22 protein-coding genes are annotated in these 20,059 nt (G+C 42.4%); 8 read left to right on the top strand and 14 right to left on the bottom strand.

The features are described from left to right. Positions 1 to 85: 85 nt before the first annotated feature. Positions 86 to 1,897 carry a glycoside hydrolase family 2 protein gene (locus ACRQ5D_RS00830; protein ID WP_091175242.1) on the bottom strand — a complete coding sequence of 604 codons (1,812 nt, stop codon included), beginning with the start codon at positions 1,895 to 1,897 and terminating at the stop codon, positions 86 to 88. A gap of 391 nt (positions 1,898 to 2,288) precedes the next feature. After that, positions 2,289 to 2,741 (bottom strand): type I restriction enzyme HsdR N-terminal domain-containing protein, encoded by a 453-nt coding sequence (locus ACRQ5D_RS00825; RefSeq protein WP_091175240.1) that lies wholly within the window; start codon positions 2,739 to 2,741, stop codon positions 2,289 to 2,291. A gap of 134 nt (positions 2,742 to 2,875) precedes the next feature. Between ACRQ5D_RS00825 and holA the strand changes: the two genes are divergently transcribed. After that, positions 2,876 to 3,898, top strand: coding sequence for a DNA polymerase III subunit delta (gene holA / locus ACRQ5D_RS00820; protein ID WP_091175238.1), 1,023 nt, complete (start codon positions 2,876 to 2,878; stop codon positions 3,896 to 3,898). 22 nt (positions 3,899 to 3,920) lie between these two features. Beyond that, positions 3,921 to 4,298 carry a hypothetical protein gene (locus ACRQ5D_RS00815; RefSeq protein ID WP_091175236.1) on the top strand — a complete coding sequence of 126 codons (378 nt, stop codon included), beginning with the start codon at positions 3,921 to 3,923 and terminating at the stop codon, positions 4,296 to 4,298. Positions 4,299 to 4,467: 169 nt separating this feature from the next. Here the strand turns inward: ACRQ5D_RS00815 and ACRQ5D_RS00810 are convergent, their stop codons facing one another. Further along, positions 4,468 to 4,953: a hypothetical protein gene (locus ACRQ5D_RS00810; RefSeq protein ID WP_432328328.1), complete on the bottom strand. Its 486-nt coding sequence runs from the start codon at positions 4,951 to 4,953 to the stop codon at positions 4,468 to 4,470. A gap of 339 nt (positions 4,954 to 5,292) precedes the next feature. Here ACRQ5D_RS00810 and cysC point away from each other — a divergent pair, with 339 nt between their 5' ends. The 3 genes from cysC (at position 5,293) to ACRQ5D_RS00795 (ending at position 7,508) form a co-directional block, all read left to right on the top strand. After that, positions 5,293 to 5,853 carry an adenylyl-sulfate kinase gene (gene cysC, locus ACRQ5D_RS00805; RefSeq protein WP_091175231.1) on the top strand — a complete coding sequence of 187 codons (561 nt, stop codon included), beginning with the start codon at positions 5,293 to 5,295 and terminating at the stop codon, positions 5,851 to 5,853. Between the two features lie 25 nt (positions 5,854 to 5,878). Beyond that, on the top strand, positions 5,879 to 6,667 hold the full coding sequence (locus ACRQ5D_RS00800) for a sulfotransferase (RefSeq protein ID WP_091175228.1): 789 nt from the start codon (positions 5,879 to 5,881) through the stop codon (positions 6,665 to 6,667). 253 nt (positions 6,668 to 6,920) lie between these two features. Beyond that, a complete protein-coding gene (locus tag ACRQ5D_RS00795; protein ID WP_143020891.1) occupies positions 6,921 to 7,508 on the top strand; it encodes a hypothetical protein in 588 nt (195 codons plus the stop codon). A 443-nt stretch (positions 7,509 to 7,951) separates the two neighbouring features. Here the strand turns inward: ACRQ5D_RS00795 and ACRQ5D_RS00790 are convergent, their stop codons facing one another. Further along, positions 7,952 to 8,437: a hypothetical protein gene (locus ACRQ5D_RS00790; RefSeq protein WP_091175224.1), complete on the bottom strand. Its 486-nt coding sequence runs from the start codon at positions 8,435 to 8,437 to the stop codon at positions 7,952 to 7,954. A gap of 290 nt (positions 8,438 to 8,727) precedes the next feature. On the opposite strand from ACRQ5D_RS00790, the gene ACRQ5D_RS00785 reads away from it, so the two are divergent. The 3 genes from ACRQ5D_RS00785 to ACRQ5D_RS00775 are packed head-to-tail and all read left to right on the top strand — an operon-like array spanning position 8,728 to position 11,352. Further along, complete coding sequence (locus ACRQ5D_RS00785) at positions 8,728 to 9,135, top strand: EVE domain-containing protein (protein ID WP_090528071.1); 408 nt, start codon at positions 8,728 to 8,730, stop codon at positions 9,133 to 9,135. Further along, complete coding sequence (locus ACRQ5D_RS00780) at positions 9,132 to 10,250, top strand: carbohydrate-binding family 9-like protein (RefSeq protein WP_091175221.1); 1,119 nt, start codon at positions 9,132 to 9,134, stop codon at positions 10,248 to 10,250. The genes ACRQ5D_RS00785 and ACRQ5D_RS00780 overlap by 4 nt, the downstream gene beginning before the upstream one ends. 13 nt (positions 10,251 to 10,263) lie before the next feature. Beyond that, positions 10,264 to 11,352: a family 10 glycosylhydrolase gene (locus ACRQ5D_RS00775; RefSeq protein ID WP_091175218.1), complete on the top strand. Its 1,089-nt coding sequence runs from the start codon at positions 10,264 to 10,266 to the stop codon at positions 11,350 to 11,352. Positions 11,353 to 11,530: 178 nt separating this feature from the next. Here the strand turns inward: ACRQ5D_RS00775 and ACRQ5D_RS00770 are convergent, their stop codons facing one another. From ACRQ5D_RS00770 to ACRQ5D_RS00725, 10 genes are all read right to left on the bottom strand, one after another. Then, a complete protein-coding gene (locus ACRQ5D_RS00770) occupies positions 11,531 to 11,980 on the bottom strand; it encodes a MarR family winged helix-turn-helix transcriptional regulator (protein WP_091175216.1) in 450 nt (149 codons plus the stop codon). Between the two features lie 57 nt (positions 11,981 to 12,037). Further along, entirely contained in the window at positions 12,038 to 12,214 is a 177-nt protein-coding gene (locus ACRQ5D_RS00765; protein ID WP_175489998.1) for a DUF5522 domain-containing protein, read from the bottom strand. Beyond that, positions 12,214 to 13,152 carry an MBL fold metallo-hydrolase gene (locus ACRQ5D_RS00760; RefSeq protein WP_091175214.1) on the bottom strand — a complete coding sequence of 313 codons (939 nt, stop codon included), beginning with the start codon at positions 13,150 to 13,152 and terminating at the stop codon, positions 12,214 to 12,216. Before ACRQ5D_RS00760 ends, ACRQ5D_RS00765 begins: the two co-directional genes overlap by 1 nt. Next, positions 13,152 to 13,748, bottom strand: a complete 597-nt coding sequence (gene coaE / locus ACRQ5D_RS00755; protein WP_091175212.1) for a dephospho-CoA kinase — start codon at positions 13,746 to 13,748, stop codon at positions 13,152 to 13,154. The genes ACRQ5D_RS00760 and coaE overlap by 1 nt, the downstream gene beginning before the upstream one ends. Beyond that, a complete protein-coding gene (locus ACRQ5D_RS00750) occupies positions 13,748 to 14,698 on the bottom strand; it encodes a CdaR family protein (protein WP_091175210.1) in 951 nt (316 codons plus the stop codon). Before ACRQ5D_RS00750 ends, coaE begins: the two co-directional genes overlap by 1 nt. A gap of 182 nt (positions 14,699 to 14,880) precedes the next feature. Further along, positions 14,881 to 15,210: a preprotein translocase subunit YajC gene (yajC, locus tag ACRQ5D_RS00745; protein WP_091175208.1), complete on the bottom strand. Its 330-nt coding sequence runs from the start codon at positions 15,208 to 15,210 to the stop codon at positions 14,881 to 14,883. Positions 15,211 to 15,226: 16 nt separating this feature from the next. Further along, a complete protein-coding gene (locus ACRQ5D_RS00740) occupies positions 15,227 to 15,667 on the bottom strand; it encodes a DUF1573 domain-containing protein (protein ID WP_091175205.1) in 441 nt (146 codons plus the stop codon). Between the two features lie 9 nt (positions 15,668 to 15,676). Continuing rightward, positions 15,677 to 16,624: a transcription antitermination factor NusB gene (gene nusB, locus ACRQ5D_RS00735; protein ID WP_091175203.1), complete on the bottom strand. Its 948-nt coding sequence runs from the start codon at positions 16,622 to 16,624 to the stop codon at positions 15,677 to 15,679. 57 nt (positions 16,625 to 16,681) lie between these two features. Then, a complete protein-coding gene (locus tag ACRQ5D_RS00730) occupies positions 16,682 to 17,767 on the bottom strand; it encodes a Glu/Leu/Phe/Val family dehydrogenase (protein WP_432328322.1) in 1,086 nt (361 codons plus the stop codon). A 269-nt stretch (positions 17,768 to 18,036) separates the two neighbouring features. Further along, positions 18,037 to 19,716, bottom strand: a complete 1,680-nt coding sequence (locus ACRQ5D_RS00725; RefSeq protein ID WP_143020890.1) for a S8 family serine peptidase — start codon at positions 19,714 to 19,716, stop codon at positions 18,037 to 18,039. Positions 19,717 to 20,059 lie beyond the last annotated feature (343 nt).

Raw genomic sequence — 20,059 nt, 5'->3', positions numbered from 1 at the left:
TCCCGGTTGCTTATTTAATGCTATAACTGCGTGGAGTAGAGTTGTTGGTGACAACACCAACAACGGCCAGCGCTCACCTAATGCCCTATCTATTCAACTTATCCCCCTCCTTAATCACCGCCTGGTTTACTTCCTTTACTCTTTCGAACTCCATTTTTTCAACGGCCCTGTCGTAGGTTAAAACGCCGTTTACTTCGTGTTCAACGTCGGTGGTTTGGGTATATATGGCAACGCTCAATCCTTTATATTTCATTAATTGCTCTACCTCATCAAGCAAAAAAACATAACGGTCGGTAAGTCTGGCTTTGGTTGGCTCATAATCATAGGCATCGTTATGCACCGGCCACATATGACCGCGAACAAACAGGCCAACGCCGCCAAATTCGCCCAGCGAGGCCGCCCGGCGGCTATCAGGAACGGAAGCACCATACGGGCCAACATAAATATGTGTATCCACGTAATCGCCATTGCCCGGATCGCCGTAAGGTTTTTGGTAACTGGGATTATTGTTAAAGCCCGAATTGCCATTAACTAATCGCGACGGATCATATTGTTTAACCCAATTGGTTATGTTTTTTACATCAAAAGCACCCCAGTTTTCATTGAAAGGCACCCATGTAATAATGGAGGGCGAGTTATAATGATCGTCGATGATGGCTTTTAATTCTTTCCGGTAAACCGTCCTGTTTTTGGTGGTGTCTTCATTCTGATACCATATAGCGGGCATGTCCTGCCAAACCAATAAGCCCATTTTATCGGCCCAATAATAAAAACGCTGCGGCTCGGTCTTCATGTGCTTACGGATCAGGTTATAGCCCGCTTTTTTGGTGTATTCTATATCAAATTTAAGGGCTTCTTCCGTAGGTGCGGTTAAAACACCGTCGGGCCAGTACCCCTGGTCAAGCAAGCCAAGCTGCATGATGAATTTGCCATTAATAAGCGGACGGATCACGCCGTTAAGCTTACCCAATTTAATATCACGCATGCCAAAATAGCTTTTAACCTCGTCGGCTTCGCTGCCATCAGTATTGTATAGGGTAAGCTTCAGATCATACAAAAACGGAAAATTTGGTGTCCATAAAACCGGGTTATCTATCGGCAGGTAAAAATATGCTCCTCCGGTTGCATCAACCTGTGAAACTTCTTTGCCATTGTTTAAGGCAACTGCTTTGAGTTTACCTGCACCTGTAGTATTAACAAACACTTTTAAACGTTTACCTTCCACGTCTGGCAGCAGGCGGATGTTTTTAATATATGATTCATTTACAGGCTCCAGCCAAACGGTTTGCCAGATGCCCGAGGAAAAAGTATAATCGCCGCGGGGACCGCTCTTGCCCGATGGTGTTTTACCGTCATTGGGGTCATGAGCAGCAACAATAAGGGTATTGCTGCCTTTGGCGAGATATGGAGTAATATTAAAACTAAATGAATCGTACCCACCCGAGTGTGAGCCTGCTTTCTTTCCGTTTATAAAAACAGTAGCGTCATGATCGACAGCGCCAAAGTGAACAATAACCTGTTTGTTTTGCCATTTTGACGGGACCTCAAAGCTCCGGTGGTACCACATATTTATTTCCTGGTTGCGTTGTATACCTGAAAGCACCGATTCGGGACAATAAGGTACCAGGATCTTGTCGCGCTTACCCTCAAATGATGCGGGCGTTTCAGGATTTAGTGCGTTGGGGGCGTTTTTACCACCCTGGTAATCCCATTTACCATTTAAGCACAGCCAGTCATTACGCTGTAGCTGGGGACGGGGATATTCTGATAAAGGTATTTCGGCTTGCATGGCGGCATTGGTCCATTGAGTTGGAAGTTTGGCTTCCTGGGCAAAGGCGGTGCATCCGTATAATACTGCGGCCAAAAGCAGGGCTTTCGCTTTGAGATAGGCGTTCATAAGGTAATGTTATAATTGATGAGGTTATGAACGCCAAAATAGGGAATTGATAACTGTTATCATAACATTTTATTGGGAAATAGGATGTTGTCTGAACCCGAATTTATTGAATTTAGGGAACGAGCAGAAAATGCTATACACATTCCATGAATTCTTCAAATTCGTTTCCCCATGGCGCAAGTGTTGTGCGGCTGTTAGAAGGGTGGATCACTTGTGACTATAAAAATCAACCCGCAGTATTTGTTTAGGAGGAATGATTGATTGGTAATTGGAGAAGTTACAAGTCAGCCATAGCGCTGCCCTGCACTCAAGACTTGCGCCAGTGAGGGCAGAAAATGCTATACACATTCCATAAATTCTTCAAATTCGTTTAATTCGAGTTCAGACAGCTTCAGCCCTTAACATACCCAGGCAGTTCTTCAATAAACTGGTAAGTACAGTTTTCATGATCAATAGTACAATAATAGTGTTGCAGGCCATTGCTTACTGCAAGTAATGACACCTTATGCACCATGTTGTACCGGGCAATCTGATCGAAGGTCTTTTGGTCGATAGTTACTGATGGTGCTTTGCATTCAACCATTAAAATGCGTTGTCCGGACGGGTTAAATACCACAATGTCGGTACGCTTTTGAAGCGTGTTGAGCTTAAGGCCGCCTTCCAGCTTAATTAATGAGCGGGGGTAGTTTTTTTGTTTGATAAGGTATTGTACAAAATGCTGGCGTACCCACTCTTCGGGTGTAATGATGATGGTTTTCTTACGGATCTCGTCAAAAAGCGTTAATGTTCCGTTATCGTCGCTTATTTTAAAAGGGTAGGGTGGCAGATTAAGCGGTTGGAGCATTTTTGAAAAGTCTGAAGTATAAAGTTATGAGCCCTAAGTTGGGCATCAAAATTAATAAATATATCATTGGGCATTGGCTAAATAAAAATACATTCCACTTTTGACTTTCGACTTAGTACTTTTGAATCTGAAATATGACTGCTGCCGAGATATTAAAGGACCTTAAGAACCGTAAGTTTAAACCGCTGTACCTGCTGCATGGGGAGGAACCTTATTTTATCGACCTGGTAAGCAATTACGTTGAGCACAATCTGCTGCCAGAACACGAACGCGGCTTTAACCAAACCGTAGTGTACGGCAAGGATACTGATATCATGACTGTGCTCAATGCCGCCAAGCGTTACCCCATGATGGCCGATTACCAGGTGGTACTGGTAAAAGAAGCCCAGGACATGAAATGGGGCAAGGACGATGACAATAAAAAAAGCATCGACCCGGTATTGAGCTATCTCGAAAACCCGCTGCCCAGTACTATTCTTGTTTTTTGCTACAAATACGGTAAGTTTGATAAGCGCAAGAAAACATACAAAGCCATTGAAAAGAACGGGCTTATTTTTGAGTCGGCCACTTTATATGATAATAAGGTGCCGGCCTGGGTTGAAGGGTATGTAAGCGAGAAGGGCTACAAAATGAACCAGCAGGGATCGGCCATGATTGCCGAGTACCTGGGTAACGACCTGGCTAAAATTGCCAACGAACTCGAAAAACTGATGCTGAATGTTAGTGCCGGGCAGGAGATTACCCTGAAGCATATCCAGGATAATATTGGTATCAGTAAGGAGTACAATGTATTTGAGCTGCAAACGGCCCTCACCAAAAAAGATGCTTACAAGGTAAACCAGATCATCAATTACTTTGAAGCCAATCCCAAATCAAATCCCATTGTTTTGGTGCTCGGCAACCTGAATAACTTTTTCAGCAAGGTGCTGGTGTACCATTACGTAAAAGATAAAACCCCGCAAAACCTTGCCCGCGAAATGGGCGTTAACCCATACTTTATTAAAGATTATGAGCAGGCCGCCCGTAACTACCCACTTGGTGAAATTTTCCAGGTGATCAGCTACCTGCGCGAATATGATTTGAAAAGCAAAGGCGTTGAATCAAACGCGCCGCACGGTGAGTTGATGAAGGAGTTGATGTTTAAAATCCTGCATTGATGCCGATTTCGATTTAACAGTTATGACCCTATCCTCGCAATCAAAAGTTAATATAGCATCCGGCATGATCCGCGTATCGGCGGTTTTGTACCTGGTTTATTATTATTTGAACGGCGGAAGGTCGGCTTCTTTTCAAATCGCTTTAGCAACGTGCATAGCGCTGGGCATTTTACTTTTACTGGCTTTATTTATCAGGCGGGGTTATAAATGGGCAAAATGGCTGCTATTAGGCTTATTAATCTTAACTATAACGCCTGACGCTATAAATCTGCCCGCAACTTTTAAGGCAAACTTTTATGCAGGCTGCATCGCTGTTATAATTGACCTGTTACAAATAGGGGCGCTTGTTTTACTTTTTATGCCGGGTAAAGAAAAGCCGGTTGCCGAGGATGCTGAATAGTTTTTTAATGATTATTTGTTAAAAGGTACCCGGCTTATGATAGCATACATGAGGCCGCCAATTGTAACAATAAACCATAAGAAATATAAAGACTTTTTCAGGTCATTTATTTCTCTATCCTCTTTCAATACTAATGCCCTGAAAGCCGGTGAAAAAAGTGTCAGTGCGATCATAAAAAAACGAACAGGAGTGACACGAGCGAATAATTTGCAGCACGGCCAACCCCTTCTTTTATAAAACCGGCAAAAAGAGGGATATTCCAGCCCGCTAAAAACACAATTAATGCTGCAGTTTTAAATGGTATTCTGCCCTGCCCCTGCATTTTCTTAACCTGGTAATATTGTACCTGGTTATTGGCGGTTTTATTAAAGAATCCTGTTGCTTTTATGTTTTCAATTATGTCATTGTAAGGCATGTTTGCTGTAAACATAACTTTTTTAGGGTATGACGATACGTTGTGTATTATCTTGATGCCGCTGCCGGCAATTGAGGATGCATATTCGATTTGAACAATATCATCGGCGTTAAAAAATAACTGGCCTAACAAACCAAGGTTAATCTTGAGTACAGAAGTATCAGCTTTCAAAGCTGCAAAAGGTTTGGAGACTTTGGTATTGCCAACATAGGCACCCCCGTTAAGTAAAAATTCGTTCATGTTTATTGTGATAGGTTCTTTAGCCCACAGTAAATATATCATAAAAACGGGTCCTCAAATAATCTCAAAAATCATTTCTAATAAATTAAATAACGTAACATTTTTGTTAAGTGTAGCGTTGGTTAGTGTTTGACCGTATACATCCATTTATTCGTTAAATCTTCATTTTTAGCCGGTATTGGCTGTTTTTTTCTCCTGACTTTCCGTTGTTCAGTGTTGCGTGTAATTGATTATTTACAATGTAACAAAATTCATCAGCCAATTAATTTCCTAAGTTCACTCATCCTAAGCAATATGTTAAGCTGATCAATAAAGCATACTAAATAAAAAAATTAAGGCATGATACTTTTATTTTGCGGATTATCAGGTGCGGGAAAAACTACTTTGGCAAAAAGTGTGGCCGCCGAATTAACAAGCCTGGGCATTAAAATTGAGATCATTGACGGTGATGAATACCGCGCGGCACTTTGTCGTGATCTGGGCTTTAGTAAGGAAGACCGGAACGAGAATATCCGCCGCCTGGGCTTTGTAGCCAGTCGTTTCAGCGCTCAGGGTATTGTTACCATAGTGAGTGCTATAAATCCATATGACGATGTCAGGCAGGAACTTGCCGAAAAATATGATCATGTAAGTATTATCCACGTAGATTGCCCGGTGAACAAGCTGATAAGCCGCGACACTAAAGGTTTGTACAAAAGGGCGTTGCTGCCGGATGGGCATCCTGATAAACTACCCAACCTGACAGGTATTAATGATAGGTTTGATGTGCCTGTTAAGCCCGGCCTATACATTGATACCTGCAATTATACCATACAACAAAGTACCTCATCACTGCTCTATTATATTATAAATAACCTGCATCCTGTTAAGCAGACGAATAAGATACCAAGCTACTCCTGATAAAGAGGACGCCCATAACAGATTTATGCAAAAAAGAGTACTGATCATTACCGGAATGCACCGTTCCGGAACCTCGCTTATTACCCAGTGGTTGAGCAAATGCGGTCTGCAAACAGGCGAAAAACTGGTACCCGGCGGCCATGGCAATGTGGAAGGGCATTTTGAAGATATTGAATTTTTAAAAATGCACGAAGAGATCCTGGCCGGCCATAACCTGCCCAAAACCGGGCTTACGGTTGAGCATGTGGCCCAGTTTACCTTGTACGAAAGGGAAAAGCTTAAAAGCATTATTAAAGTTAAACAACAGTTATACGACCAATGGGGCTGGAAAGACCCGCGGACCTGTCTGTTTCTGGATGTATATAAAGAACTGCTGCCCGATGCCTGTTACCTGGTTATCCTGCGCGATTATCAGTCGGTAGTTAGTTCACTTTTACGGCGTGAATTTAAGTGGGTGGAAAACAGGTACATGGCGCGTAAATATTTTTCAAGGCTGGTATGGACAAAATTTCGCCGCGGCCGCCGCATGGTGCAGTTTTATAATGATCATGCCACCGAATACCTGAAAGTTTGGATAGCCTACAACCAGGATATTTTGAAATGTATTGAAACACTGCCCCGGTATGCTTTTGTAGTTGTTAATTATTCGATGCTGAAAGACGCGGATGAACAGGTTTTTGAGTATCTGAAAGACAAGTGGAACCTGGCATTAAAATACTCCAGATTTAAGGATATTTTTAAGGAAAACCTGATCGGCCCCATGTCGCTTTTGAACAATATATCAACGATAAGACCCTCATTACGCAGGCCATAAAACTACAGGCCGAGCTTAAAGAATATATGCTGACTGATTAGTATCAAAAGTTTTTTGCGGTTTATTATACATTGTTGCGAAAGAAGTAAACAAGTATCTGTGCAATAAAGTGTAAAGGTAGCTCAATTTGTGATACAATCGTTATTACGGTTTGATAATCAGTTGATTATTTCTCCAAATTCGTTTTACTCAATGGCTTAAGTACCCCTTGTTACGGTGCTGATTTAGCCGTTGTAAAACGAAGGAGGAGGATATGAAAGCTAAGCTTTTTTGCTACTTGCCCTACAGAGTAGTTATGGGGCTTTTGATCATCATGTGTTTACATTCGCCGGGTTTTTCACAGGCAGGGAAAATTGGGTCGCTGGCATATTTAAGGGCACGCAACGGAATTGGCGGGTTTAACCTGGGCGGCTTATTAACCGGCGAGCAGGAGCAGGCTTTAACTTACATTGATGGTGAAGGCAGCAAGCCCGATGCTGATAGCTGTGTTACCTATGAATATCATCCGGATAAGCAGCTGGAACTGGAAGAGGGGCTAACCGCAACTCATATTTGTGTACGTACATGGCAAAATAAAATAGTAAATATTTATGTTTTCTTTAACCGTAACCAGGGCTATAAAATGCTCAGTAAATTTTTGCACTGGTACGGTACCTTCACCGCAAAGCCAAATGATTACCAGGACGTTTATCTGTGGGATTCGCGCACGGTAAAACTATTGTTGAGCTATCACCCCGATGATGACCAGGGAATTGCTGTTTTTACTTCTGTTCCTTTAACAAACACTATCAACGCACAAAATGCTAAAAGGCTGACCCAGTTGTTAACGAGTAATGAATGATGGGCTTCCTTTGTTGTGTTCTTTTATTTTTTGTTTTGAAAGCTTTGCCATTTATCTATTTCAGATAAATAGTCCAGACTTTTGAAGAACGCCTCGATATAGGAAAATTATTTGTATTGACGTTCTAAAAATCTTTTGATATCGGCTTTAAGATTGTCGGGGTTATATATTTTTATTTCAACCCAAAATTCTGGGCAAATTTCATTTTTGAAATGTACCCAAATACGATTTTTGTCATTGAGGCTTAAGCTACTTCAAAAGTTGCAGTTCTAACAGTGTTCTTTGCGCTATCACTTAAAATTAGACTTCCTGTTAGGTTGGTTATAAAAGTTATTGTTGGATTTTTCATTGGTGTTCAGTTGGGCTGTTTAGTACCCTCACTATATATTACGATTAACTTAGTGACTAACAAAGTGAAATTTTTAGAACACCGGATTATATCGCTATGGGTTGATATAACTACATACTATGTGGTCTTCATTTCCTAACTTAACGTGTTCATAACAGTATTTCGAGGCTGCAATAGTTTTATTTTGACTTTGGTTATTCATAATATAATTTCCTTCATCTGAATTTTCAGGAAAGAGAAATATCTCTTTTTCAGTTAATGAATATTCTTCATAGTATTTGAAAGAATTTGGAGATTTTAAAATTGTTCGGTGTAATGGAATAAGAATGGCAATTATTTTTGAGTCATTATATAAATTTTTTATAGTATCTATTTTGTCGACTTTATAACTTTTATATAATTCAAAAATATCTACCTCATTAATAAATATTAATTCGGTTCCACCATCTTCATAATCTGCAATTATTTCGTATAAATCTTCTTTCTCATTTATTGAATAAATCAATCCCCTTTTGACGTCCATAGATTCGGAATCTGCATAAAAATCAACAAAGTCTCCAATTTTCGCTTCTATATCCATTTTGTGAAAATAGAGAAAAGTAATCAATCACGCTCCCTTTTCTGCAGTATATATCTGTTACCCGAATCGAATTATACAGGAGGATGGCGAAAAACGAAGCATCATTTAAACCGGGGGAGTCAGGTAACCTGAAAGGTCGGCCACAAGGCGGTAAGAATCATGTTCCCCACCCCTACATCACCACTCCACCCCGTAATTTCATTGTAACAATACCCTGTATTGCCTGTAGCGCATTTTAGTTTACGCTCCCTTTTTTACATTTTTACGTTACAAAAAATTATACCGTACAAATGCAACATTGGTTAGTAAAAAGTGAGCCCTTTAAATATAGCTGGGAAAAATTCAATAAGGATGGTCGTACCTTTTGGGATGGTGTGCGCAATTACCAGGCACGCAATAACCTGAGGGAAATGAAGGAGGGCGACCTGGTGTTATTTTACCACAGCAACGAAGGAAAAGAGATTGTAGGCATAGCCAAAGTTGTTAAGGAAGCTTACCAGGACCCCACAACCGATGATACCAATTGGGTAGTGGTTGACCTTGCCCCAGTTGAAGCCCTGAAAACCCCGGTAACCCTTGAGCAGATCAAAGCCGACCCTAAATTACAGGACATTGGCCTGGTAAGACAGGGGCGTTTATCGGTAATGGGGGTAAAGCGCGAAGAGTTTGATTACATCTTAGCGCTGGGCAGTAAATGAAACTGAGCAACATCTTTGACAATTGTTTTATTAAGCCGGGCCTTACAGCCGCTTTATTTATACTCCCGGGATTTGTAAAAGCACAGGACGCTTTTAAAGAATTCCCTGATCTGTTTACCACCCCTTACGGCTATGTTGCGAAACACGTAAAGCAAGCGCCGGTAATTGACGGCGATGTGGAAGATGCTGTATGGCAGCAGGCCAAATGGACCCGGGACTTCCAGGATATTGAGGGTCGCCTTAAACCGCAGCCTCCGCTGCAAACCAACGTTAAAATGCTTTGGGACGATAGCTGCCTGTATGTAGCAGCCCGGATCAGAGATTCCCATGTTTGGGCTACGCTTAGCCATCATGATGATATTGTTTACAAGGATAATGATTTTGAGCTGTTTATCGATCCCACAAACAGCACACATAAATATTTTGAAATTGAGGTGAATGCCCTCAATACCATTTTCGATTTGTTTTTGACCAGGCCTTACCGAAATGACGGCGCCGCGGTAACCGGTTGGGATACGCATGGCCTGCGCTCGGCGGTAAAAGTTGAGGGTACGCTGAATGATCCTACGGATACTGATAAAGGCTGGACGGTTGAAATGGCTATCCCATTTAAAGCCATAGCCGGTGGCTTTAACCGCGCTGTGATAAAGGATGGTACTTTATGGCGCATCAATTTTTCGCGGGTGCAGTACGATATTAAAGTGCAGAATGGCAAATATGTAAAGCTGCAGGATAATGCCGGGCATAATTTGCCCGAGCATAACTGGGTTTGGAGCAACCAGGGACTTATCAATATGCATTACCCCGAACGCTGGGGCTACCTCCTTTTCAGCGATCATGAGGCTGATGACGCGACGTTTAAAATGCCTTGCGCCGAAGAGCAAAAGAAATACCTGTGGCTGGTTTATTACAAGCAAAAGCAGTGGTTTAAAGATCATCACGAATACTGCACCTCATTAAACAACCTGGGTGTTGAAAATAAGGTAACCGTAACGGGCCATGCTAACGAACTTAAGCTGGAAGCAACTGCCCATCAGTTTATAGCTTATATTATCGATAGCAAAAACCAAACAACCTATACCATTGACCAGGATGGCCTGGTACAGCACAGATAATCCCTAAAACTCCATGAATAAGCGCGAATTTTTAAAGGCCGGTTTATTGGCCGGCGTGGCTGCCCAGTTGCCCTTAGCAAGCAATGCCGCTGTTGAAGCTGCCAAAAGCAGCAAGAAAAAAGCCATGAAAAACTGGGTATGGATCAACCCTAACCCCAAAGATACAGATGATGAGCTGGCCACCCGCTACGCTTCCTACAAAGCATCGGGGATAACGGGTATATTTTTCGAGAACGACAGTGAGCGCCATTTCCGTGCCGCTAAAGCTAAAGGCCTGGAGGCCCACCGCTGGATCTGGACTTTTAACCGTGCCGAACTGGTAACCGAAAAGCCCGAATGGTACAGCAAAAACCGCAAAGGCGAATCATGTGCAGATCATCCGCCTTATGTGCAGTATTATCGCTGGCTGTGCCCGTCGCGCCCCGAAGTGCAGGAGTATTTAACCAAAACTGTCGATGATATTTTGGCTAAAGATTATATCGATGGTATCCACCTGGATTATGTGCGTTATTGCGATGTGATATTGCCTGTAAACCTTTGGGACCATTACAAGATCGATCAAACCAAAGAGCTGCCCGAATATGATTTTTGCTACTGCGATGTTTGCAAAGCCAAATTCAAGGAAGAATACAACCAAGATCTCGATCAGATCCAATATCCTGAAGCAAGCCTTTCATGGCGCTTGTTCAGGTATAATAACATAACCCGCGTAGTAAACGGTATTTCGACTGTAGCCCACCAGCATAAAAAACAGATAACAGCGGCCGTATTCCCAACACCCGAAGTTGCCCGCCGCAACGTAAGGCAGGACTGGACAAACTGGAACATGGATGGCATTTGCCCCATGATTTACCACGGTTTTTACAAAGAAGGCGTGAGCTGGATAGGTAACGCAGTAGCGGAAGGTGTGCATTTTTTGGCCGGAAGGTTTCCGCTATATGCAGGTCTGTATCTTTCAGATTTTAAGAGTGATGATGAGATCCGCACCGGTATTAAGGTGGCGCTTAAAAACGGCGCAATGGGCGTTTCTTTCTTTGGTAACGTAGGGCCGGAAGTGCTTGCTATACTGAAGGATGAAGTGGCTGTATTTAAGGCTTCGTAACCAATTAAAGTTTATACATGATATGTCATTGCGAGGAGGAACGACGAAGCAATCTCGTAGCCGATGCAGATCGTACATGCGTTGGCTACGAGATTGCCGCGCTACGCTCGCAATGACATGTTTTTATTTTGAATTTAAAGGCAATAAACCTTTCGCCTTTTCCCTTTCACCTAAAAAATCATCCCCGCATTTTGTCCAATAGATCGCTTAGGGTCGCGGCTTCATCTTCGGTGAGGTTATTGCTTAGGATTTCTTTGGTTTTAAACTCGGCGTCCATTTTTGAAAGAGTTGCAAGGCCTTCTTCGCTGATGCGGATATCTACAGCGCGCCTGTCTTTATTATTGGTGCAGCGTGATACCAGTCCTTTTTGAACAAGGCGGTCAACAATCCGCGATGCATCCGACATTTTATCGATCATCCTTTCCTTCAATAAATTTATGGTAGCCGGTTTGGGGTATTGGCCGCGCAGGATTCGCAGTATATTGAACTGCTGCTGGGTAATATTATGTTTTTCAAAATGACAACGAAAATAGTTAGCCAGCCAACCTTGCGTGTATGCCACGTTAATGGCCACTTTGTGGTAGTTGTCTTCAAAATTGGTACTTTGTATTTCGTCTTCTATTCGCATAGTAATAGTAATGAATTGGATGCAAATATGTTTAATTATTTTTAATTTAACATTGATTTATTTATCGCTACCGTCTGATTCAGTGTCATTTCCAAATAATTTTACCTTGCCATAACCCCAGGGGCAGTGCAGGCACTTGTTTTTACAGCAATAGCCCCGCTTTAAATGGTAGGCTTCGGTAAAAACAAAATTGCCATCTTCGTTGATATAATAATCAATGCCTTCCTGCAACATCAGTTCAGAATTTTTACAAAGATATCATCTTTAAAATAAGCTTTCAGGTGCTCGCCTTTACCGTGAAGTGTCCACACCTGTTTGGGTTTGGTGTTGGCGATGGTTTGCAGGATATCGTTCCAGTCCACATGGTCGGATATAAAGAGGGTATCCTGGTTATTAACCTGCAGGTTTTTCCATCCCGATGCAAAAAGGCGTTTTACTCCCGTGGCCCTGATGTAACTGTCGAAAGTAAAGGGCGGTACAATGTAAACAAACTCATCCTGCACCTTCATCAGTTTGCGGCCGTAAATTTGGTACTTACCGGGATGGAAGCCCATCTTTTCATAAATGGCATTGATGGGCATTATTTTATGATGTACCAGGATCTTTTTTTGCGGGGAATGTTCGGTAATGAGGTTGATCAACCGCTGGCTTTTACCCAGCGCATACGCACCAAGTAAAATATTGCTTTTAATATCGTTAATCTTACGGATCTCAGTCACCGGATCGGGATGGATAACAGCCGGATTGGCAAAAGTACTCTCGGTGATCAGCACGTCGGTGGTAACCCATTCAATAGGTTCGCAGGTAGCATCGGGCTGTAGCTTGTAGTCGCCGGTGTATAAATACCTTGCGCCTTCATACTCCATCAGTATTTGTGCAGAACCAAGCATATGCCCCGCCGGGATCAGTGTTACCGTAACCCTGTCTACTTCAAACGACTGGTTAAATGCAGCTATGTTAAAAACTTTGGCGGCGGTACGGTCATACCTAAGCTGCATAATGCTTGCTGTGGCACGTGTGCAGTAAACGTTGTTGTTACCACTTATGGCATGATCGGCATGGGCATGGGATATTACAGCCGTTTTTACCGGCAGTTGCGGATCGATATAAAAGTCGCCGTATTTGCAGTACAGCCCTTTTTCGTCAAAAGAAACAAAATCGTCAAGTATCATTAATGCTGAGCGAGCGATAAATAAAGTTCATGCAGGGCTATTACCTGCGGTATAACCAATTGTTTACCATCGTTAATAATTACATCATTGGCCAGTTTCAGTTTTTCCTCCTGCGATAGCTGGCGGGCCTCGCGGCTTTCAACATCGGCCCGGCTAATGCCGTCGCGCTGTATTACGCGGGCAATGCGAACTTCAAGCGGAGCGGTGATCATAATGGCCCTGTCGCAGATTTTGTATGAGCCGCTTTCAAACAAAATGGCCGCTTCCCGGATCACGTAGGGAGCATCCTTGTGCAGTTGGTCAAAACTATCAAAAGCCCTGAACACGGCAGGATGTACCAGGGCGTTAAGCTTTTCAAGTTCGGCTTTATTGTTAAAAACTATCCCCGATATATATTTGCGGTTCAGGCTGCCATCATCAAAATAAGCCTGCCGACCAAATGTTTGTTTAATACCTTCAATAAGAAGCCGGTCGGTAACCATTACTTTTTTGGCTTCGTCATCGGCATAAAAAACAGGGATGCCAAGCAATTCAAATACCTGGGCTACGGTAGTTTTGCCGCTGCCTATGTTACCGGTTAAACCTATTTTAAGCATTATTTTTTTATGTAGAAGTCAATATTGGCAGGGGCAATCTTTACTATTTTACAAAAGGGAGGCATATGGATAAGTTTTACCGGCAGGGCTGTATAACCCTTATCGCGCCAAAGATTAAGATCGGCAACAGCCTCAAACAGGTCTTCATCAATATCGGCATACCGGTTTAAAGACGTAGTAAAAGTTACTTTAATTTTTTGCGGAAATACTTTTACGGTGTAATAGTTATTGTTATTGATCAACTTCACGGGGATCTCCAGCGTTTTTTCGGTAAATTCATCAACCGGGACAATGGCCTGTACCGAGCGTGGATAAACATTCAGGTTGCCTTCATTGCTGGGCTTTAAGTTAACCCGGGTATTAATGGTTTCATTAACATTACTGAATTTAAGCGAGTCTGTTTTCCACGAGGTGATTTGCTTCAGGCGTTCAATAGGGCCGCTCACGGTAACATAAGCAGGCCTCACCGTTATGTTACCAGATACGGCAAATTGCTTTTGATAGCTAACGCCCATGGTAAGCTGAACGGGTACCTTTTTGATAAGGCGGTTACTGAAATCAAAATAAAGCGTATCCGGGTCAATAGATGAAACGCGGTTAGCCGGATCTTTCCCCATATTCATCTGCTTAAGCTGCGTGCTGTCGATAACCACATAATTGCGGGTTTCGAGCGAGCGGAGGTCAACAGTTAGTGGCCTATTATCGCTGTTGAGCCTGGAGAACAGCATTTGCCAGCCGGTACCCTGTATGGTAGCATCAACAGTATCGGGCTGCAGCGAATGAAAAGCCCGCCTTTGCGGAGCGTTTTTAAAAGTTAAAACTTTTTTAACCTTATACGGAAGCGGATCGGAAAGGGTAGTAAAAATCCAGGCAATGATAGCCAGCGACAAACAGGTAAAAAATACCGAGAGCCGCCTGCGTTCTGTTGCCGATAATTTTACTATTGCCATATTTTAAGCTGAGGGCTTAATGCTAAAAGCTGAAAGCCGAAAAATGTATTGCTCATTTCTTAACCTTCAGCTTTTGCTGTTTTATTTATAAGTATATTTTGCTTTCGGCTTTAAGCGTTTCGCTTTAGTTTAAACTAAGGTTGTTTTGGCTTTTGGCCTTTAGCTTTATGCTTTAAGCTCAATTACGCTTTCTTTTCAACCACCGGTGTGTTCAAAGCTTTTGATGCCTCAAGCGATATGGCCGATTTATCAAAACGGATCTTGCCGTTTTCAACCTCAACCAAAAATGTGGTTTCGTTTAAATCAACGATACGGCCGTGGATGCCGGCTGTAGTTATAACCCTGTCGCCTTTTTTAAGTTCTTCAACGTATTTTTTTTGATCTTTTTGCTTTTTAACCTGCGGGCGGATCATAAAGAAGTAAAACACCACGATAATCAGTACCATTGGTACTAATGAACCGTAGCTGCCTAAGCCGCCGCTTGAAGCCTGTAATAAAATAGTAGCTATCATTTGTTTAAATTAATTGTTATTTTTTTAAAACCTCGCCAATTAAATGTACCATAGTTTCGGCAGGCTGGGTGTTTGCCGTAACGGTTATTTGTTTATCCTGTAAACCGCTTTTACCGGCACTGTTAAAAGTAACGCTGATCACGCCGCTTTCGCCGGGTTTAACTGGCGCTTTTGGCCAGGTAGGGGTAGTACAGCCGCAGGTAGCACGCGCGTTGGTAATAATTAACGGCGATTTACCGGTATTGGTGAACTTGAAATCGTATGATACCTTGTCGCCTTCTTTGATCTTGCCGAAATCGTGGCTTTCCTTTTCAAATTTAGCTACCGGCGCGTTAGCCGCGGTTGCGGCGCTATCGGCATTAGCTTTTGAAGCGTTATCGGCTGTGTTGCCGTTGCTGCTGTTGCAGGCCGATAATAACATGCCTGCTGCTACTAAGCTTAAAAATAGTTTTTTCATTTTTTAATATTATTCTATTAAGCCACGGCCTATCTTTTTGATTTTGTTTTCGGCTTTAAGCTCTATTAAAATCTTGTCCAAGATACCGTTTATAAATGAATTACTCTTAGGCGTGCTAAACTCTTTTGATATTTCAAGATACTCGTTTATAGTAACCTTAACCGGGATAGAATTAAAGTTAATAAACTCAGTTATAGCCATTTTCATTAACAGGGTATCCATCATGGCAATACGCTCGGGCTCCCAGTTTTGTGTTTTAGCGGCTATCAGCTCATGGTAGGCCTCATTGTACCTGATGCTTTGCTGAAACAGGTTTACCACAAAATCACGGTCCTCAACCCAGTTGCCGGTAATTTCGGCAAGCTGGTTAAGCTTGTAATCATCATGCGAAAAGTTTTTGAACGTTTTGGCAATCAGCGCCTGGAGCACGTCTTTATCAACAGGCCAAAAAATAAACCTGTCTTCAAAAACCTGCTCGGCTAATGATGATTTAAGGATAACCTTTTTGAAAATGAATTTGATGATATCCTTGTCTGTTTGCAGTGTATCGTCTGTTTTGGCAAGATACTCGGCATACTCGGGCGAGTTTTTAAGGATAATGAAAAGTGATTTTGCAAGTTCGGGCTCAAAGGTCCAGTCAACTTTGTACTTTTTCCAGGCTGTAATGTATTCCTTATTATCATTCAGGCTCAGGATAAACCTGTTGGTGAGGATCTTTAGGTTTGCATTTAAGTCATCGGCGGTAGGGAGGTGTTTGTTGGCGCGTTCCTGTGCGTCATTCGCGGCAAAACTTACTACTTCATTAATTAATGATAGCATCCAGATATACATTTCGTAAACCTGGTCAATGCTGCTCAACATGTTTTTCTCGAATAGCTTAACATCTTTCGTGTCTGATTGATGATACGCGTACAGTGCCTGTAATACCTTTACCCGGAGGTGCCTTCTGTTTAACATTTTTGTAAGAACGATTTGGTTTGCTTATGCAAACGGTTTATATAAAAATTAATTGTTTTAATAGGATGATTTTACTTTTCTGATGTCTTCAATGCGTTTTTCGGCTATTTTATTGGCCGCGCTAATGGTTGGAATGTTTTCGGCCTTTGACAGCTTTAACACATTGCGCGTAGCCTCATAAATATTTTCTGTAAGCTGTAAGGTACGCTTTTTATTGAAATTCATCAACTCCGAATAACCGGTAATAATACCACCCGCGTTGATCACATAATCGGGGGCAAAGAGAACCCCTTTATCAAGCAGCATTTGCCCGTGCACACTCTCGTCAAGCAGTTGGTTATTGGCCGAACCCGCAATAATGCCGCATTTTAATTTAGCAATGGTTTGATCATTTACGGTACCGCCCATAGCGCAGGGAGCGTAAATATCGGCATCGATATCAAAAATATTATTATTTGATACCGGCTGCGCGCCATATTTTTTGGAGATCTGGCTTACGCGTTCCTCATTAATATCGCTGGCGTAAACTTTTACATTTCTGTCCCTAAGCAGGCGTACCAGGTTTTCGCCCACATGGCCAATGCCCTGTACAATAACCGATTTGCCTGTTAAGCTGTCGCTGCCGTACATTTCCCTAACACAAGCCTTAATGCCCATCAAAACGCCCAGCGCTGTTATTGGCGATGGGTCACCGCTGCCGCCGATGTTTTCAGGAGCGCCGGTAACATGGTTGGTTTCCATTTTAATGTACTCCATATCGCGCGGACTGGTGCCTACGTCTTCGGCAGCGATAAATTCGCCGTTAAGGTTTTTAATGAACCGGCCAAATTTACGCAGTAAAGCTTCGTTCTTGTCCTGGCGCGAATCGCCGATGATCACCGAATAGCCGCCGCCAAGGTTAAGGCCGGCTATCGCTGCCTTGTAGGTCATGCTTTTTGCTAATCGCAATACATCATTAAGGGCATCACCTTCGGTTTTATAGGCCCACATACGTACGCCGCCAAAAGCAGGGCCAAGCGTTGTATTGTGGATTGCAATAATAGCTTTCAGATGGGTATCAGGATCGGTACAAAAAACAACTTTCTTATGCCCGAAAGCGTCAAGCTGGTTAAATATGGATTCCGGTGGATGTTGTTCAGGCATTAGTACTATAAGTAAATGTCTTTAAGCGCACAAAAGTAGAGGTTTTTTTAATACTGGCAAAGATATTAAGTTGCAGTATGTATGAAAACGCCATTAAATATGTATCAACAACCTTTAGTTAGATATTAAAGGCTTGATGATTATAATTGGATTATGAAAACAAATTTGATTTTGAGGGAATTTTCGGGTTTAAATTTGTGGCTTATTATAAATGAGCGCATTTACCGCAAAGTATGGCCTTGCAGTAACGGATATATATCATATTCATATTATTTAGCATCAGATATAGTTTTAGCAAAATCCATAGCTTTTTGCATATCGGCAAGGCCATAACCGTAAGGCATAACCGGGTTATTATATTTGTTAGCTGATTTTCTGAGCACCACAAGCAGATCTCTATTAGTTAGTTTGGGATAAGCCTGCCATAAACAGGCAGCCAGGCCGCACATAATAGGGCTGGAATAGGATGTGCCCATTCGTTCTTCCGAAACCCCCATCGGGTTAATCACACCGGCTCCTATGCCCACCGCTACAATATCGGGTTTAACACGGCCATCAACTGTTATTCCAAACGACGAGATAGGGACAATAATACCTGTATAGTTAACTGCACCTACCGTTAGCACATCAGGCGAATCGGCAGGAGTACCTACCCATTGCTGTTCGTTACCTGCACAGCATACAATAAAAATGCCTTTGTTAAATGCAACATTGGCTGCCCTCGTGGCCATTGCCGTTTTTCCGTCCATATCCTCAAATTTATACCGGGCCTCGGTCAGGTAATAACCATTTGTATAAGTAAGCGACGAATTAACGATATCTACCCCAACGCTATCGGCGTACTCAATGGCGTTAACCCAGTAATCTTCTTCAATAGGATACTCTGTAGATGCATCCTCAGTATGGAATAACCAGTAATTTGCTTCGGGGGCTGTGCCTACATAGGTTCCGGGTTTATTCACCGCCATGCATGATGTAACCCATACGCCGTGGTTATCAATAGCATATGGATCGGGACTTTCATAAACAAATGATTTTGCGCCCTTGATGCTAATGTTGTTAAAAGCCGGGTTGGTTTTCAGGTTGATAAAGCCTGCGTCAATAACGGCAATATCAATCCCGGCGCCTTTAAAACCCTTGTTGTGCAGGACCTGCCCGTTGGATGTGCTGATATTTGCTGTTGCCGCGCCATAATCAAGCGGCGTATTCGCGGTTTGGTTTGAACCAGGCTGTGGTATATCGTTGTATTTGGCAGGTGGGGTGCTAAGTCTTGGCCCTTCCCACACCAATATCACATCTTTTACAAATGGCAGCGCTTTATATTTATCTACCAAAAACTGATCGGATGTGTTTACACTAACCGTGTTAAGCCATTTGCTTTGTGCTACTATCACACCGCCTACCTGTTTTATCGCTTTAATATAATCGGGAGAGATCGGGAGGTCTGTTCCATCAATTGGGATATTACGTTTCCGGCGGCGCTCAATTGCTCGCGCCGATAAAAATTCGGATGGTTTATTTATCGAATAAGCAGATGTGCCCTTGTCTTTAAGTATGAGCCTATATTTGTAATCGTTTTCGTCGGTAATGGTCACTTTACATTTAGCAAAGGTTTTTCCATCTGTAAGGGTAGCAACAATATTGGTTTGCCCTGCCGCTAAGCACGAAACCAAGCCATTGGCAGTAACTGTTGCTATCCTGGTGTTTTCGGAGCTCCAGGTTATTTGCTCAGATCCCGAGCCATTGCTAACCGTTGCTTCTAACCGGTAAGAATAGATCGGGTTTTTAACTACATTTAACGATGAAGGATTAATAGCTATTGTTGTAGTTGGCTTTGGTGGACTATCGGTCTTTTTACATCCGGTTGCAAAGAAACATATAAGTAATAAGTATAAAGGGAGTGTACGTAATTTGGCAGTCATCAGGAGCGAGAGAGATATTTTGGTCAAAGGTTAAGTTTAATTATAAATTATAGAAGCAGATCAATATTACCCGCTTCCGTTTTGTAAACGCGGCGAAGGTACTGTTATTGCAGGAAACACCGGCCATTGTGTTTGATTTTACGGAGCCTGGTATTTAAAACAGTAATATTAAAAGCCTGTTAGCTTAAAATTTATTGACAAGCCTCATGCGGCCTGGCGCTCCGCTTGTTAAAAATTGATGACGTGTAGCCCCTTACTTTTGATAAACGATTAATTAACAAAGCGCAATCATACTGGCATGATCCTGTCAGTGTTCAACTTTTAAAAAACGGGTGTTCAACTTTTTACTTCTTGATTTTGTAACTGATTG

Source organism: Mucilaginibacter sp. P25, from assembly GCF_050859465.1.
GTDB classification, from domain to species: domain Bacteria; phylum Bacteroidota; class Bacteroidia; order Sphingobacteriales; family Sphingobacteriaceae; genus Mucilaginibacter; species Mucilaginibacter gossypii.
The sequence above is the reverse complement of the archived record's forward strand: the minus strand, read 5'-3'. Positions and strand labels throughout refer to the sequence as shown.

Excerpts from the sequence above, each read along its gene's own strand:
- ACRQ5D_RS00830 (WP_091175242.1), bottom strand. The coding sequence starts at position 1,897 with ATGAACGCCTATCTCAAAGCGAAAGCCCTGCTTTTGGCCGCAGTATTA.
- ACRQ5D_RS00825 (WP_091175240.1), bottom strand. The coding sequence starts at position 2,741 with ATGCTCCAACCGCTTAATCTGCCACCCTACCCTTTTAAAATAAGCGAC.
- holA (WP_091175238.1), top strand. The coding sequence starts at position 2,876 with ATGACTGCTGCCGAGATATTAAAGGACCTTAAGAACCGTAAGTTTAAA.
- ACRQ5D_RS00815 (WP_091175236.1), top strand. The coding sequence starts at position 3,921 with ATGACCCTATCCTCGCAATCAAAAGTTAATATAGCATCCGGCATGATC.
- ACRQ5D_RS00810 (WP_432328328.1), bottom strand. The coding sequence starts at position 4,953 with ATGAACGAATTTTTACTTAACGGGGGTGCCTATGTTGGCAATACCAAA.
- cysC (WP_091175231.1), top strand. The coding sequence starts at position 5,293 with ATGATACTTTTATTTTGCGGATTATCAGGTGCGGGAAAAACTACTTTG.
- ACRQ5D_RS00800 (WP_091175228.1), top strand. The coding sequence starts at position 5,879 with ATGCAAAAAAGAGTACTGATCATTACCGGAATGCACCGTTCCGGAACC.
- ACRQ5D_RS00795 (WP_143020891.1), top strand. The coding sequence starts at position 6,921 with ATGAAAGCTAAGCTTTTTTGCTACTTGCCCTACAGAGTAGTTATGGGG.
- ACRQ5D_RS00790 (WP_091175224.1), bottom strand. The coding sequence starts at position 8,437 with ATGGATATAGAAGCGAAAATTGGAGACTTTGTTGATTTTTATGCAGAT.
- ACRQ5D_RS00785 (WP_090528071.1), top strand. The coding sequence starts at position 8,728 with ATGCAACATTGGTTAGTAAAAAGTGAGCCCTTTAAATATAGCTGGGAA.
- ACRQ5D_RS00780 (WP_091175221.1), top strand. The coding sequence starts at position 9,132 with ATGAAACTGAGCAACATCTTTGACAATTGTTTTATTAAGCCGGGCCTT.
- ACRQ5D_RS00775 (WP_091175218.1), top strand. The coding sequence starts at position 10,264 with ATGAATAAGCGCGAATTTTTAAAGGCCGGTTTATTGGCCGGCGTGGCT.
- ACRQ5D_RS00770 (WP_091175216.1), bottom strand. The coding sequence starts at position 11,980 with ATGCGAATAGAAGACGAAATACAAAGTACCAATTTTGAAGACAACTAC.
- ACRQ5D_RS00765 (WP_175489998.1), bottom strand. The coding sequence starts at position 12,214 with ATGTTGCAGGAAGGCATTGATTATTATATCAACGAAGATGGCAATTTT.
- ACRQ5D_RS00760 (WP_091175214.1), bottom strand. The coding sequence starts at position 13,152 with ATGATACTTGACGATTTTGTTTCTTTTGACGAAAAAGGGCTGTACTGC.
- coaE (WP_091175212.1), bottom strand. The coding sequence starts at position 13,748 with ATGCTTAAAATAGGTTTAACCGGTAACATAGGCAGCGGCAAAACTACC.
- ACRQ5D_RS00750 (WP_091175210.1), bottom strand. The coding sequence starts at position 14,698 with ATGGCAATAGTAAAATTATCGGCAACAGAACGCAGGCGGCTCTCGGTA.
- yajC (WP_091175208.1), bottom strand. The coding sequence starts at position 15,210 with ATGATAGCTACTATTTTATTACAGGCTTCAAGCGGCGGCTTAGGCAGC.
- ACRQ5D_RS00740 (WP_091175205.1), bottom strand. The coding sequence starts at position 15,667 with ATGAAAAAACTATTTTTAAGCTTAGTAGCAGCAGGCATGTTATTATCG.
- nusB (WP_091175203.1), bottom strand. The coding sequence starts at position 16,624 with ATGTTAAACAGAAGGCACCTCCGGGTAAAGGTATTACAGGCACTGTAC.
- ACRQ5D_RS00730 (WP_432328322.1), bottom strand. The coding sequence starts at position 17,767 with ATGCCTGAACAACATCCACCGGAATCCATATTTAACCAGCTTGACGCT.